Raw genomic sequence first — 14,528 nt, 5'->3', positions numbered from 1 at the left:
GCGCCATCGCTGATCGAGGACACACGCATGGATCTGGGAATCGCCGGGCGCTGGGCATTGGTGTGCGCCGCCAGCAAGGGCCTGGGATTGGGCTGCGCACGCGCGCTGGCCAGCGAAGGCGTCAACGTGGTGATCGTCGCGCGCGGCCGCGATGCCCTGGAGCAGTCCGCCGATGCGCTGCGCGCACTGCCGGGCGCCGGCGAAGTGCGCAGCGTGGCGGCCGATATCGCCACCCCGCAGGGACGCAGCGATGCCCTCGCCGCCTGCCCGCAGGTGGATATCCTCATCAACAACGCCGGTGGCCCGCCGCCCGGCGATTTTCGCCAGTGGGAGCGCGACGACTGGCTGCGCGCACTGGATGCCAACATGCTGGCGCCGATCGAGCTGATCCGCGCCAGCGTCGATGCGATGCGCGCACGGCGCTTCGGCCGCATCGTCAACATCACCTCCAGTGCGGTGAAGGCGCCGATCGACATCCTAGGCCTGTCCAATGGCGCGCGCGCTGGCCTTACCGGCTTCGTCGCCGGGCTGGCGCGCAGCACGGTTGCCGACAACGTCACCATCAACAATCTATTGCCCGGCCAGTTCGCCACCGATCGCCTGCGCGGCAACTTCGCGGCAATCGCCCGACAGCAAGGCCTCGGCGCCGAAGAGGTCGCCGAGCGCAAGCGTGCAGGCATTCCGGCCGCACGCTTCGGCGAGCCGGACGAATTCGGCGCGGCCTGCGCGTTCCTGTGCAGCGCACAGGCCGGCTACATCACCGGGCAGAACCTGCTGATCGACGGCGGCAGCTATCCCGGCACGTTCTAGGACGCGCCGGCCATGCCGATGGGTGTGGCCAATGCGGTGGCCGACGCGCTCTAGGCGGACGTTGCGGGCCGATGGTTGCGGCAACTGCGGCGGACGTTCCGGTTGCCTCCGGCCACGACGCGCGCGTCGAGACACCTTGCCGGTCCCTTGCGGTCGCCATGCTGTCGCTGGCGGACCGACCGCTTGCACTGCTCCGGGCCGATTGCCGGTCCGCGCCACACATCGATTCCCTCCGCCCCGGCCACAGGCGACAATAGCGCCGCTCATGAACAGTACTTTCGACCCCCGCCACGTCCGGCGCGCCTTTGCGCGTGCCGCCAGCAGCTATGCCGCCGCCGCCGCGCTACAGCGCGAAGCCGAAGCGCGCCTGCTCGAATCGCTCGACTACCTGGGCGACCAGGTGCCCAAGGTGGTGCTGGATGTCGGCGCCGGCCCCGGCCATGCCAGCGCCGCGATCAAGAAGCGCTGGCCCAAGGCGCAGGTGATCGCGCTGGACCAGGCCATGCCGATGCTGCGCCAGGCGCGCAAGGCGGCGGGCTGGTGGAAGCCGTTCGCGCAGGTCTGCGCCGATGCGCGCGCCTTGCCGGTGGCCGACGGCAGCGTGGATGTGATCTTCAGCAACCTGTGCCTGCAGTGGGTGGAAGACCTGCCGGCAGTGTTCGCCGGTTTCCGCCGCGCGCTGCGGCCGGGCGGCTTGTTGCTGTGCTCCACCTTCGGCCCGGAGACGCTGATCGAATTGCGCGAGGCCTTCGCCCAGGCCGACCCGGCCCCGCATGTCAGCCGATTCCCGCCGATCGCCCAGTTCGGCGATGCCTTGCTGATGTCCGGCTTCCGCGACCCGGTGCTGGACCGCGACCTGTTCACGCTGACCTACAGCGACCTGCCCGCGCTGATGCGCGAGCTGCGCGCGATGGGCGCCACCAACGCGCTCAGCAATCGCCGCGCCACCCTGACCGGGCGCGGCCGCTTTGCCGCCGCCAGCGCCGCCTACGAGCCGCTGCGGCGGCCGGACGGCACCTTGCCCAGCTCCTGGGAAGTGATCTATGCCCATGCCTGGGCACCGGCACCGGGCGCGCCCATCCGCGAGCAGGGGCATGACGTCGCCAGCGTGCCGGTGGCCTCGATTCCGATCCGCCGCCGCATCGACTAGCGGCGGTGCAGATCGCCGGCAGCACCGCAGCTGCTGCCGGCGAGACACACAGTTTTGCGGCCACACCAATGCCGACCTGTCAGGCTCGGTCCCGACACCCGGTAGAATTCAGCAGTCAACGGCCGCAGGTTCCTGTTGCGGCTCACCTTGTTCAATGCCTCAACCAGCGTGGCTAGCACTACGTCGCAAGCGATCGCCAGGTGGCTGCAGACGGCGCGCAGGGACCGCCGTGTACGCGTGATACATGCAGGTTCCGAGCACCGCCAGCGCCCGCCCGGCCGTTTGTCGTTTTGATCGCCGCGCTGATGTTTGCGGCCCCCGCCCCCCAATTGGTCTTCCCAATGTTGAAGTGGCTCATCATCGCGCTGTTCATCGCATCGGCGCTGTACATCCATTACCGCGGTCGCGTGCGGCACCGGCTCAGCCGGCAGCTGCTGGACCATTCCACCTTCATGGCGCCGATCAACACGCTGATGTATCTGTGTTCGCGGGTGCCGACCACACCGTTCATCGATCCCGGCAAGGAATTCCCGGAACTGGCGCCGCTGCGCGCCAACTGGCCGCTGATCCGCGATGAAGCGGTGGCGCTGCAGCAGATGCAGAAGATCCGCGCCGCCGACGGCTACACCGACATCGGCTTCAACTCGTTCTTCCGCCGCGGCTGGAAGCGCTTCTATCTGAAGTGGTACGGCACCGCGCACCCGTCGGCGTCCGAGCTGTGCCCGCAGACCACCGCGCTGCTGAAGTCCATCCCCACCGTCAAGGCCGCGATGTTCGCCGAGTTGCCGCCGGGCAGCGAACTGCGCCCGCACCGCGACCCGTTCGCCGGGTCCATGCGCCTGCACCTGGGCCTGGCCACGCCCAACGACGACCGCTGCTTCATCGACGTCGACGGGCAGCGCCACAGCTGGCGCGATGGCGAATGGACGATGTTCGACGAGACCTACATCCACTATGCGCGCAACGACACCGACCAGGACCGCATCATCCTGTTCTGCGACATCGAGCGCCCGATGCGCTGGCGCTGGGCCGCGGCGGTGAACCGCTTCGTCGGCCGCAGCCTGCTCTCGGCCGGTGCCTCGCCCAACCAGGAAGGCGACAAGACCGGCGGCATCAACCGCGTGTTCCGCTACTTCTATGCCGCGCGGCTGAAGGCCAAGGCGCTGAAGGAGCGCAACAACCCGCTGTACCAGACGCTCAAGTGGGGCATCTTCATCCTGGTGGTGGTCGGGATCGTGCTGCTGTAACCCGGACCACCGCGCAGGAGCGCGCTTGCGCGCGATGGGGCGTTACCGGTAACGCCCATCGCGCCCGGGTGCGCTCCTGCGCAGGTCTGGCTGCCCATGCCGATCGGTCCAGGCAGGGTATGCACCGCGTCATGCCGCAACGCCGGAGTCATGCCACAACACCGGACCCACCACGTAGGAGCGCACCTGGGCGCGACCAGGCATTGCGGTAACGCCTCATCGCGCCCGGGTGCGCTCCTACGCAGGGCTGGCCCGCGCCGATTGATGCACTCAGCGCGCCACCTGCGCAATCCATTCCTGCAGGTTGTAGTAGTTGGTGACGCGGGTGATCCTGCCGTCGTGCACAGTGAAGAATGCACCGCCCGGCAGCACGTAGGTCTGCCCGTTGGCCTCCGGCAGGCCTTCGTCGGTGGTGTGGTAGACCCCGTGCACCACGTACTCGGCACCGACCCGCGTGCCGTCCTCGTTGGCGGTGACCACGACATCGCGCAGCTGCTCGCGGTAGCTGTCGTTCATGCGTTGCAGGAAGGCGGCAAATGCCGCCCGGCCGATCTCGCGCGGGCCCTGATTGAGGTCGTGCGCGACGTCGTCGGCCAGGAACGCCAGCATGGCATCCCAATCGCCGCGGTTGAAGGCGTCGTAATAGGCCTGGACCAGGCCGATGGCGTGTTGCCGATTGCGCTCGCTCATGCTCGCACCTGCCGATGGGAAAGCCGCATCATAGAGCGCGTGCTGCGCTTGGACACGCCTGCCATGCAGCACACCCGGCCTCAAGCGCCCTGCACCACCAGATCACGGTGGAAGTAATAGACCTCCTGCAGCAGGAAGCGCCAGCTGGTGTGGAAGCTGCGAAAGCGCGTGCTGGGCGTGGAGGAAGCCAGCGCGTCCACCCCCAGCTCCTGGCTCAGCCGCAGCGCGCGCGCCATGTGCAAGGGGTCGCTGACGATGATCGCCCGGTGCATGCCGTGCCGGTCCATCAGCGCGCGCGCCTGTTGCAGATTCTGCCGGGTGGTGCGCGAGACCGTCTCGATCACGATCGCTTCCGGCGGGACGCCGTGGCGTAGCGCATAGCGCCGCGCCACCTGCGATTCGGCAAAGCGTGCGCCGTTGCCGAAGCCGCCGGTGAACAGCAGCCGCGGCGCGTAGCCCTGCGTGTACAGGTCCAGCGCATGCCGGATGCGCTCCTCGAACACCGGCGAGGGGCGCGCGTCGTAGGCGGCCGCACCCAGCACGATGATCACGTCGGCCGGCGCGGCCTGGTCGCGATCGCCGACCCAGACGATCCAGCCGGCCACGCCCACCAGCCAGATCAGCGCCAGCATGCACAGGCGCCAGCACCAGCCCCACAGACCGATCCCGCGCGAGCGCCTGCTCACGCCGCGGCCCAGGGCAGCGCGTCCAGGTCGACATTGCCGCCGGACAGGATCAGCCCGACCCGCCGCCCGGCGAAGCGTGCCGGGTCGGCCAGCACCGCCGCCAGCGCAATCGCCGAGGACGGCTCCACGACCTGTTTGAGGACCTGCCAAATCAACCGCATCGCCTGCACCACCGCCGCATCGTCCACGGTGATCACCTGAGCGCCGGCGGCCTGCAACAGCGCGAAATTCGGCGCGCCCAGGGTGCCGCGCAGGCCGTCGCAGAGCGTGTCGGGCACGAAGTCGACCAGGCGCTCGCCAGCCGCCAGGGAGCGCGCGGTATCGGCCGCCCCGCTCGGCTCGGCCAGCACCAGCTTGCAGCCCGGCGCCGCTTGCAGCGCCAGCGCCGTGCCTGCCGCCAGCCCGCCGCCTCCGACCGGTGCCACCAGCACGTCCAGCCCGCCGCTCTGCCGCAGCAGCTCCAGCGCGGCGGTGCCCTGCCCGGCGATCACGGCCGGGTCGGTATACGGATGCACCAGCGTCGCGCCGCTGCCGGCCTGGACCTCGGCACACATCTGCTCACGCGCCGCGATGGTGGGCGCGCAACGCCACAGCGTGGCGCCGTGACGGGAAATATTGGCCAGCTTGGCGGCCACCGCGCCTTCGGGCACCACCACATGGCAGCCGATCCCGCGCGTGCGCGCGGCAAGCGCCAGTGCGGCGCCGTGATTGCCGGACGAATGGGTGACCACACCGCGTGCGGCAAGCCCGGCCGGCAATGACCACACCGCGTTGCAGGCACCACGGAACTTGAATGCGCCGCTGCGCTGCAGGTGTTCGGCCTTGAAGAACAGCTGCGCGCCGCAGAGGGCATCCAGGCTGTGCGCGGTCAGCAGCGGTGTCGGCGCGCACTGCGGCGCGATGCGCGCAGCGGCTTGCAGGACGTCGGAATGGGCAAGAGGGACCGTCTCGATCATGCCTGCAAGATTAACGTATCGTCCCCGCCTTCACGGCTGCAGGCGCACTGCCCGCGCATGCTGGATCGATGAAGAAGCGCCACATTGCGGCACAGTTAAGGACCGATTCAATGCATCGGTTCGAAAGTGACACCATGGTTGCAGGAGGGCACCATCGATGAAATTCCGTCTGATCTTCGCCGCCGGGCTGTTGGCCCTGGGCGGCTGCGCAACGTACGACTACACCGGCGCTGGGTCGGGCGGCTATTACCGCGGCGCGCCTGCGGTGCAGTATCGCTACCCACCGGGGTACTCACCGTATTCCTACGGCAGCCCGTACGGCTACCCCTATGGTGCCGGGTCGATCGGGCTGTACGACTACCCGGTGTATCCGGTCTACCGCGGCAGTGGCGGCTATTACTACCGCCAGAACGATCGACGCCCGCAGTACCGGCCGCCGCGTCCGAATGGCTCGTTCTACGGCCCGCGTCCGAACGGCCCCCGCCCCAACGGACCGCGCCCGCAGCAACCCAATCGCCCCCCGGCGACCGGTGCGCCGCCGTCGCGGCCGCCGCCACGCATCGGTGCACCGCCGCGGGTGATCCGTGAGATTCAACGGCAGACCGCGCCCCGCAACACACGCCAGCAGATTCCCTGAGTGACTGACTGCGACGTGGCCCACAAATGATGATGTTGGGGGCTTGCGTTCAGCCGGCACTTGGTCGCAAGCTAGGTGCTCTGTGTGACCCGCCACGTCATTTTTTGACCTGACTCGCTTCACTGACCGACTTATGTCGATGTCCGACAGGGAAATCTGGATCCCCCCTGTTCCGGCCCTGTCGGATATCGGCGCCTCCAATGCATAAAGCCCCGGCATGCCGGGGCTTTATGTTTTTGTCGTCCGCTCTGCCGCACCTGTGGGTATCCCAACCCGGAAGGCGGGCCTGCGGCCGGCATGGATTCCGGAAAAAAATAAGGGCCGGCAGTCCCCCGACTACCGACCCTTACGCGACCCCGTCGCACGCGTGGCTGGCCCCTGTTCCAATTCCAGCCTTGCGCCCATGTCGCAATGCCACGACGGGTGCAGTAGGGATATCCGCACGGAACATGCCAACTTGAGCACCACTGTTCGATAATGTGATTGGAGTCACACTTTTGGTGATTTCGTGACCTCGCCCGCCCTTCAGCCGATACTTTCGCGGCCGCCAACCTCCTTCTGCTCCTGGTCCACGCCCATGTCCGACTCCTTCTATCGCTACGACGTCATCGTGATCGGCGGCGGCCATGCCGGCACCGAGGCGGCGCTGGCGTCCGCGCGCGCCGGTGCCCGCACCTTGCTGCTGACCCACAACATCGAGACGGTGGGCGCGATGAGCTGCAACCCGGCCATCGGCGGGATCGGCAAGGGCCATCTGGTCAAGGAGATCGACGCGCTGGGCGGGGCGATGGCGCGCGCGGCGGATCAGGCCGGCATCCAGTGGCGCACCCTCAATGCCTCCAAGGGGCCGGCGGTGCGCGCAACCCGCTGCCAGGCCGACCGCAACCTCTACCGCAATGCGATCCGCCGCATCGTCGAGACGCAGCCCAACCTGACCGTCTTCCAGGCAGCGGTGGACGATCTGATCATCCACCACGGCGCTGCCGAAGCCGACAGCATGCGCGGCGTGGTCACCCAGACCGGGCTGCGTTTCGAAGCGCCGGCGGTGGTGCTGACCGCCGGCACCTTCCTGGCCGGCAAGATCCATGTCGGCGAAACCCAGTACGCGGCCGGGCGCATGGGCGACCCGCCGGCCACCACGCTGGCCGCGCGTCTGCGCGAGCGGCCGTTTGCGATCGACCGGCTCAAGACCGGCACCCCGCCGCGCATCGACGGGCGCACGCTCGACTACGGCGTGATGGCCGAACAACCCGGCGACGATCCGCTACCGGTGATGTCGTTCATGGGCCAGCTCGGCGATCACCCGCGCCAGGTCAGCTGCTGGATCACCCAGACCACCGAGCAGACCCACGACATCATCCGCAGCGCGCTGCATCGCTCGCCGCTGTATTCGGGGCAGATCGAAGGCATCGGCCCGCGTTACTGCCCGTCGATCGAAGACAAGGTGGTGCGCTTTGCCGAGAAGACCAGCCACCAGATCTTCGTCGAGCCCGAAGGCCTGGACGTGGCCGAGATCTATCCCAACGGCATCTCCACCTCGCTGCCGTTCGACGTGCAGCTGGCGCTGGTGCGCTCGATCCACGGGTTTGCGCAGGCGCACATCACCCGCCCCGGCTATGCGATCGAATACGACTTCTTCGACCCGCGCGGGCTCAAGGCCTCGCTGGAAACCAAGGCGGTGGGCGGGCTGTTCTTCGCCGGCCAGATCAACGGCACCACCGGCTACGAGGAGGCCGCCGCCCAGGGCCTGCTCGCCGGCCTCAATGCCGCGCGCCATGTGCAGGGATTACCGGCGTGGTCGCCGCGCCGCGACGAGGCCTATCTGGGTGTGCTGGTGGACGATCTGATCACCCATGGCACCACCGAGCCGTATCGCATGTTCACCAGCCGCGCCGAATACCGGCTGCAGCTGCGCGAGGACAATGCCGATGCGCGCCTGACCGGCGTCGGCCGTGCCATGGGCCTGGTCGACGATGCGCGCTGGGCGCGGTTTGCGGCCAAGCAGGAGGCGGTGCAGCGCGAAAGCGCGCGCCTGTCGCTGCTGTGGGCGACCCCGGGCAATGCGCTGGGCCGCGAAGTGGCCCAGACCCTGGGCGTGGCAGTGAGCCGCGAAACCAACGTGCTGGACCTGATCAAGCGCCCCGAACTCAACTACGCCACGCTGATGCGCGTGCCGACCCTGGGGCCGGGCGTGGACGATGCGCAGGTGGCCGAGCAGGTGGAGATCAGCGTCAAGTACGCCGGTTACCTGGATCGCCAACGCGACGACATCGCGCGCCAGCAGCGCCACGAAACCACGCCGATTCCGGAAGGATTCGATTACGCCGGCGTGCGTGGGTTGTCGATCGAAGTGCAGCAGAAACTCGAACGCGTGCGCCCGCAGAACATCGGCCAGGCGCAACGCATTCCCGGCATGACGCCGGCGGCGATCTCGCTGCTGCTGGTGCATCTGGAACGGGCGCGCCGCAGCCAGGTGGCGTGAGTGCCCGCCGAGGCGCTGACACGTTGATGTCGGCGTCCTGATCGCCCCATCGCTTTACACGCCGAAAATGCGTGGATGCTTGTCAACCGATGTCATGGCGCGACTCCATGTCGCCGCACGCGAAGCAATGCGCCGGTATCGCACGGGCGATGCCGGGAAGCTTGATGGAGGTCGCGACCGAGTTGGTATGCTCCGGCACCACTGACGACGTCCTGACCATGAACCCACTGCGCGCGCTGCTGTCGGCAACCTACCGAATCGCCTGCCCCGCCCTGCTGCTGATGCTGGGCGGCACCTCGCAAGCGGCCGCGCAGACCGAGGAAGACGGGCGTTACTGGCTGAGCGTGTATGCCCAGGGCAAGCTGCCGGTCGAGAACCTGTACTGGAGCATGGATGTGCATCCGCGCTGGCGCGAAGAGGGCGAGCAGTTCGACCAGTTGATCCTGCGTCCCGCGGTGTTTTACCGGTTCACTCCCAAGGCCAGTGTCTGGATGGGTTACGACACCATCATCAGCCACCCGGCCGGGCAATCCTCCAACCGCGAAAACCGCTGGTGGGGCCAGTTTCAATATCAGTTCGATCCGATTGCCAACATCACCATCACCAGCCGCACCCGCCTGGAGCAGCGTCACCGCGAAGGATTCAGTGACGAAGGGTATCGGGTGCGCCAGATGATCAGAGCGGTCCGGCCCAGTGCGTTGTCTGCGCAACTGTCGTGGGTGGCGTTCAACGAACTGTTCGTCAATCTCGATCAGACCGAATGGGGTGCGCGACGCGGCCTGGACCAGAACCGCGTCTTCGTCGGCATCAACTGGAAGTTCAACGACGTTGCCAATGTCGATGTCGGCTATCTGAACCAGTTCGTCAATACCAGCACGGTGGACCGCGAAAACCATGTGCTGATGACCACCTTCCGCTTCAATTTCTGAAGCGTGATGGGCGGCCGCAAGGATTGCGCAACCACCGGCTCGGCCGGGGCTTCCCGACGCCGGCGACCTGCATGCGCGAGTGGCTGCAGTGCCGCGGCAGCGCGCGCACGCACGCCTGCCGCACGCATGCCTTACGCCGCCCTGCGCTCGACGGCAGGCAGCAAGCGCTGGCGCAGTAGCAGCGCCGCCATCTCCAGCGTTTCGTCGGCGGCGCGCAGGACCCCGCCCATGTTGATGAAGCCGTGGATCATGCCGGGAAAGCTGTGCAGGGTGACTTCCACGCCGGCTGCGCGCAGACGTTCGGCATAGCCGCGTCCTTCGTCGTAGAGCATGTCGCGGTCGCCCACGATGACCAGTGCGGGCGCAACGCCGGCCACCTCCGGCACCAGCATCGGCGAGACGCGCCAGTCCTGTGCAATGGCAGGATCGGGCAACAGATGCCGGTTGAAGAAGCGCACCGCCTCGGTGGTCAGTGGCGGCAGGCCGGCGTTGTGCGATCGCGACGGATACTGCCCGTTGTCCTCGCGCGCATCGGTCAGCGGATATACCAGCACCTGGCAGCGCAACGCGATCCCGGCGTCGCGCGCGGCCAGCGCCGCGACCGCGGCCAGCGCCCCGCCGATACTGTCGCCAGCCACTGCCAGGCGCTGTGCATCGGCACCGACCGCATCGGGCTGGGCAACCAGCCAGTGCAGGGTCGCCAGCACGTCCTCCACGCCCGCCGGCGCGGGATGTTCCGGCGCCAGGCGATAGTCGACCGCCAGCAGCTGGCAGCCGGCACGCACCGCCAGTTGCCGGCAGACATCGTCATGGGAGTCCAGGTCGCCCACCACACCGCCGCCGCCGTGCACGAACAGGCAGGTCGGTGCAGGGCCGCCGGCTAGCCCTGGTGGGCGATACAGGCGCAGGCGCACCGGGCCGGCCGCGGTATCGGCCTGCAGATCGCGCACCTCGGCCATCTCCACGCGTGGAAAACCCATCTGCGCGCCGAGTGCACGCATCATTGCGCGGGCACCCTCGATCGGCAGGGTTTCCATCGGTGGTTGAGCGGCGTGTTGAAGCTGGGCAAACAGGCGCACGACATCGGGATCAAACGACATGACGGACTCTCCACGAGACGATGGCTGAGCCTGCCAGATACTTATGATCAATCACCATCGACCGTCATCAATCATTTCAATGGCGTTGCCGGCTGTGCGCCACAGCGCCGCAAAATCCGGTGCTGCCGGCGCATGCAGCCGCAGTGGCGGGGTCCAGCAATGGTCGCTGCGATCGGGCATCGCCGGTCTTTTGCTGCGCTGCAACGCATCTACGCGCCTGTACCGGCGCGCACCTGTGCGATCTCCCTGCGTGCTGCATGCCGGCAGCGCTGTCGCTGTGCCGCTGCTGTCGCGCCGACGCGCGCGCCAGGGCAGCGGCAGTCTAGTCGTCGTCCTCGGCAGCGGCCTCGCGGCCCTGCTGACGGATGAGGTTTTCCTGGCGCGCGTCTTCGATCGAGGCGCGGATGGCACGCACGTCGGCCCGGCGGGTGTCGAACTTGAAGCGTCCGGTCAGCACGCTGTCCGGGCGCAACTCACCCTTTTCGAACAGCGCCCACATCTCTTCGCCGTAATGGGTTTCCAGCAGCTCCGGGGCGAAGCGGCCGAGGCAATCGCGCAGGTTGTGCACATCGCGCAGCAGCATGTCGCGGGCGGCGTTGTTGCCGGCGGCGCTGACCACCTGCGGGAAGTCGATCAACACCGGGCCCTCGGGCGAGACCAGCACGTTGTATTCGGACAGATCGCCGTGCACCAGGCCCAGCGACAGCATCTTGACCACGTCGCCGATCAGGCTGGCATGGAAGCTGCGCGCCTGTTCCGGTTCCAGGTCCACCTCGCCCAGCCGCGGTGCGCTGTGGCCGGCCTCGTCGGTGACCAGATCCATCAGCAGCACGCCATGAAAATAGCCGCGCGGCCTGGGCACGTGCACGCTGGCATCCATCAGCTGATAGAGCACCTCGGCTTCGGTGTTCTTCCACGCGGTCTCGGCTTCGCGCCGGCCGAACTTGGTGGCCTTGCCCATCGCGCGCGCCTGGCGGCTGCCACGCACCTTGCGGCCTTCCTGGTACTGCACGCGCGCCTGGAAGCTGCGTTGTGCCATGTCCTTGTAGACCTTGGCGCACAAGATGTCGGCGCCTGTGCTGACCACGTAGACGGATGCTTCCTTGCCGCTCTTCAGTGGTCGCAACACTTCGTCGATGATGCCGTCGTCGATCAGCGGTTGCAGGCCCTTGGGGGTTTTCATGGACTAAGGGGACCGATCCGAAACAAACCAGCAATGATTATGCGGCAACCAGGGTGAAGCGCTTACATGTCCGGGCACAAGCTGCGACCGGGCGCATGCATCGGCGTGAGCGCTTACCATGCATGGACCCCTCCAGCCCGCGATCCGATGCCCGAGCCCGCCTCCAGCCGACGCAAACGCCCCACCGCCGTAGCCACCGCCGGTAGCGAACGCGGCCTGCCGCATGAGTTGATGCAGCAGATCGCCGCGGCCCAGGGCGACCCGGACTTCATGACCTCGCTGGGCCGCGGGCTGGTGGTGCTGAGCGTGTTCGCCCAGCACGCGCGCGAGGTGACGATGTCGCAGATCAGCCTGGAGACCGGCATCTCGCGCGCGGCGGTGCGGCGGGTGCTGCACACCCTGGCCAAGCTGGGCTATGTCGGCGAGCAGGGCCGCGGCTACGTGCTGCTGCCACGCGTGCTGGGGATCGGCGGCGCCTATGCGGCGTCTTCGTCGATGACGGCGGCGGCGCAGCCGGTGCTGGACGGGCTGCGCGACCAGTTGCACGAATCCTGCTCGCTGGGCGTGCTGGACGGCGACGACCTGCTGTACGTGGCACGCGCAGAAACGGTGCGCATCATGTCGATTGGGCTGCGCCCGGGCACGCGCCTGCCGGCCTATTGCACCTCGATGGGCCGCGTCCTGTTGGCCGCCCTGCCCGGCGACACCTTGCAGGCGTACCTGGAGCGCACCACGCTGCGCCCGCGCACCGACCGCACCGTGACCCAGGCATCGGCATTGCTGGAGGTGCTGGCACGTACGCGCCGCGAAGGCATGTGCCTGACCGACCAGGAACTGGAAATCGGCCTGCGCTCGATCGCGGTACCGGTGCGCAACCTGCGTGGCGAGGTGATCGCCGCGCTCAACATCGGCGCCCAGGCCGGGCGCGTGAGCCTGCAGACGATGCAGACGCTGCTGGAGCCGTTGAAGCAGGCGGCGCAGCGGCTGGGCGCGTTGTTGAGCTAGCGGGCTGCCGGCGCGCTCAGCGTGGCCGGCGCAGGAAGCTCACCACCGCATCCACCCAGGCGGCATGGGTGTCCTCGACATGTGCCACGTGATCGGCGTGCGGCAGCGTGACCCAGCTGCGGTCTTGGCTGCGCAGACGTGCGTATAGATGCGCGTTGTCCGCCTGGGTCGCGATGGGATCGTCGACGCCACGCAGCAGCAAGACCGGCAGCGTGGTCACCTGCTCCGGCTGGAAGGCGAACTGCTCCATCGCGCGCCAGTCGGTGCGCACCGGGTCGGCCGACACCGCCTGCGCCACATAGGCCGCACGCACGCCGGGCGGGGCGGCGTTGGCGGTGATGAAATCCTCGCCGGCCGCCGCGGCCGTGGTGCGCGCACGCACTGGCTGCGCGGGCGCCGGGGTGGCGTCGGGGGCTGCGTCGACGTCGTCCGGGAAGCCGTACAGCACCAACGCCGACACTGCCTGCGGGTGTTGCTGGCCGATCAGCAGCGCCACCCGCGCGCCATTGGAATAACCGAGCAACGCCGGCGCCGGCAGCTGCGGGTGCTGACGGGCCACCCAGGCCAGCACCGCACTGACATCGGCCACCGCGCGCGCGGGCGTGTTCCAGCCGCTGGGATCGCGCGCACTGCCGCCATAACCGCGCAGGTCCACCGCGTAGGCGGCATAGCCGGCCTGCGCCAATGCCGCCAGCACCGAGCGCGCATCGCGCGGTTCGTCGGGAACCTGCAGGTCGAAATTGGGCAACGCACTCCAGGTGCGCCCATGCACCAGCAGGATCGTGCCGCGCGGCTGCGCCGGCACGCGCGACCACACCGCCAGCGTCTGGCCATCGTCGGTGCGCACCTGCGCCAGGCGGGTCCCGGGCCCGGGATGCGGTTGTGCCTGCAGCCCGGAGGCGGCGAGCAGCAGCAAGAGCAAGCAAACGGTACGCAGCAGCATCGGCAACCTCGTGGGGAATGTCCTGTGCGACCGGAAGCGGTTGTCCGTCGCCGCATGTCCATCATCCCGTCGTCGATGGGCGATGTCATCACCGGCCGGTGTGCTCACGGCGCCGCCAGCACGCAACCAGATGCATTGCGTCTGCATTCTTGCCGCACCTGCGCTGCTGGCCTAGCAGCGGCACGCTATCCGAACCGATCGCGGTGCATCGCCGCCTGGCGCGTCAGCCACGCGCGCCTGCTGCACCCGCGCGTCGCCGTGGCTGTCAGCCTTCGCTCGCCGGCCCTGCGTCGCCCGCCTGCTCTTCGAGAATGGGGCTGGCCAGCGCAAAGGCATGGTTGGCGGCAGGCACGCCGCAATAGACCGCGGCCTGCAGCAACACTTCCTTGATCTGCTCGGGGGTGACGCCGTTGTTGCGCGCGGCGCGCACGTGCAGCTTGAATTCCTCGTCGTGGCCCAGCGCGACCATCATCGCCAGGGTCAGCAGCGAACGGGTGTGTGCGGGCAGGCCATCGCGGGTCCAGATGGTGCCCCAGGCATAGCGGGTGATCAGCGCCTGGAACTCGTCGGTGAACGCGGTGCGTGCGGCCAGCGAGCGCTCGACATGCGCATCGCCCAGGACGCGTCGGCGCTCGCGCAGACCTGCCTGGTAACGCTCGTCTTCGTGCATCGGAGTTCTCCTGCGTGGGAATGGGGAATGGGGAATGGGG

14 protein-coding genes and 1 other RNA gene are annotated in these 14,528 nt (G+C 68.2%); 7 read left to right on the top strand and 8 right to left on the bottom strand.

Translation table 11 applies throughout. The features are described from left to right. The first annotated feature begins 27 nt into the window (after window positions 1-27). Window positions 28-810 (top strand): SDR family oxidoreductase, encoded by a 783-nt coding sequence (locus EO174_RS12305; protein WP_126944655.1) that lies wholly within the window; start codon window positions 28-30, stop codon window positions 808-810. A 265-nt stretch (window positions 811-1,075) separates the two neighbouring features. Further along, window positions 1,076-1,960, top strand: a complete 885-nt coding sequence (gene bioC, locus EO174_RS12300; RefSeq protein WP_047124575.1) for a malonyl-ACP O-methyltransferase BioC — start codon at window positions 1,076-1,078, stop codon at window positions 1,958-1,960. A gap of 170 nt (window positions 1,961-2,130) precedes the next feature. Here the strand turns inward: bioC and EO174_RS12295 are convergent. Continuing rightward, window positions 2,131-2,206: non-coding RNA, sX9 sRNA (locus EO174_RS12295), on the bottom strand. Window positions 2,207-2,301: 95 nt separating this feature from the next. Between EO174_RS12295 and lpxO the strand changes: the two genes are divergently transcribed. Then, window positions 2,302-3,207 (top strand): lipid A hydroxylase LpxO, encoded by a 906-nt coding sequence (lpxO, locus tag EO174_RS12290; RefSeq protein ID WP_016903250.1) that lies wholly within the window; start codon window positions 2,302-2,304, stop codon window positions 3,205-3,207. Between the two features lie 270 nt (window positions 3,208-3,477). On the opposite strand, the gene EO174_RS12285 is transcribed toward lpxO, so the two are convergent. From EO174_RS12285 to EO174_RS12275, 3 genes are all read right to left on the bottom strand, one after another. Further along, window positions 3,478-3,897 carry a nuclear transport factor 2 family protein gene (locus tag EO174_RS12285; protein ID WP_115675733.1) on the bottom strand — a complete coding sequence of 140 codons (420 nt, stop codon included), beginning with the start codon at window positions 3,895-3,897 and terminating at the stop codon, window positions 3,478-3,480. 80 nt (window positions 3,898-3,977) lie between these two features. Continuing rightward, the gene (locus EO174_RS12280) at window positions 3,978-4,595 is read right to left on the bottom strand and encodes a YdcF family protein (RefSeq protein WP_104649188.1); all 618 of its coding nucleotides are present in this window, start codon (window positions 4,593-4,595) and stop codon (window positions 3,978-3,980) included. Next, window positions 4,580-5,539 carry a pyridoxal-phosphate dependent enzyme gene (locus EO174_RS12275; protein ID WP_119130308.1) on the bottom strand — a complete coding sequence of 320 codons (960 nt, stop codon included), beginning with the start codon at window positions 5,537-5,539 and terminating at the stop codon, window positions 4,580-4,582. Before EO174_RS12275 ends, EO174_RS12280 begins: the two co-directional genes overlap by 16 nt. A 157-nt stretch (window positions 5,540-5,696) precedes the next feature. Between EO174_RS12275 and EO174_RS12270 the strand changes: the two genes are divergently transcribed. The 3 genes from EO174_RS12270 to EO174_RS12260 all read left to right on the top strand — a co-directional run bounded on the left by EO174_RS12270 (window position 5,697) and on the right by EO174_RS12260 (window position 9,587). Continuing rightward, window positions 5,697-6,176 carry a hypothetical protein gene (locus tag EO174_RS12270; RefSeq protein ID WP_126944652.1) on the top strand — a complete coding sequence of 160 codons (480 nt, stop codon included), beginning with the start codon at window positions 5,697-5,699 and terminating at the stop codon, window positions 6,174-6,176. A 577-nt stretch (window positions 6,177-6,753) separates the two neighbouring features. Further along, entirely contained in the window at window positions 6,754-8,658 is a 1,905-nt protein-coding gene (gene mnmG / locus EO174_RS12265) for a tRNA uridine-5-carboxymethylaminomethyl(34) synthesis enzyme MnmG (RefSeq protein ID WP_126944649.1), read from the top strand. 281 nt (window positions 8,659-8,939) lie between these two features. Continuing rightward, the gene (locus tag EO174_RS12260) at window positions 8,940-9,587 is read left to right on the top strand and encodes a DUF2490 domain-containing protein (RefSeq protein ID WP_164740191.1); all 648 of its coding nucleotides are present in this window, start codon (window positions 8,940-8,942) and stop codon (window positions 9,585-9,587) included. Between the two features lie 131 nt (window positions 9,588-9,718). Here EO174_RS12260 and EO174_RS12255 read toward each other — a convergent pair whose 3' ends face one another. Further along, on the bottom strand, window positions 9,719-10,687 hold the full coding sequence (locus EO174_RS12255; protein ID WP_126944643.1) for an alpha/beta hydrolase: 969 nt from the start codon (window positions 10,685-10,687) through the stop codon (window positions 9,719-9,721). A 322-nt stretch (window positions 10,688-11,009) separates the two neighbouring features. Further along, window positions 11,010-11,870, bottom strand: coding sequence for a PA4780 family RIO1-like protein kinase (locus EO174_RS12250; protein WP_115675730.1), 861 nt, complete (start codon window positions 11,868-11,870; stop codon window positions 11,010-11,012). Between the two features lie 147 nt (window positions 11,871-12,017). On the opposite strand from EO174_RS12250, the gene EO174_RS12245 reads away from it, so the two are divergent. Then, window positions 12,018-12,875: an IclR family transcriptional regulator C-terminal domain-containing protein gene (locus tag EO174_RS12245; RefSeq protein ID WP_126944640.1), complete on the top strand. Its 858-nt coding sequence runs from the start codon at window positions 12,018-12,020 to the stop codon at window positions 12,873-12,875. A gap of 16 nt (window positions 12,876-12,891) precedes the next feature. Here EO174_RS12245 and EO174_RS12240 read toward each other — a convergent pair whose 3' ends face one another. Together EO174_RS12240 and pcaC are read right to left on the bottom strand one after the other, a co-directional pair. Continuing rightward, window positions 12,892-13,818: an alpha/beta fold hydrolase gene (locus EO174_RS12240; RefSeq protein ID WP_104649096.1), complete on the bottom strand. Its 927-nt coding sequence runs from the start codon at window positions 13,816-13,818 to the stop codon at window positions 12,892-12,894. 265 nt (window positions 13,819-14,083) lie between these two features. Beyond that, on the bottom strand, window positions 14,084-14,488 hold the full coding sequence (gene pcaC / locus EO174_RS12235; protein WP_126944637.1) for a 4-carboxymuconolactone decarboxylase: 405 nt from the start codon (window positions 14,486-14,488) through the stop codon (window positions 14,084-14,086). Window positions 14,489-14,528: the final 40 nt, after the last annotated feature.

The organism is Xanthomonas sp. BRIP62418 (assembly GCF_003993495.1).
In the GTDB taxonomy this organism is placed as follows: Bacteria; Pseudomonadota; Gammaproteobacteria; order Xanthomonadales; family Xanthomonadaceae; genus Xanthomonas; species Xanthomonas euroxanthea.
The sequence above is the reverse complement of the archived record's forward strand: the minus strand, read 5'-3'. Positions and strand labels throughout refer to the sequence as shown.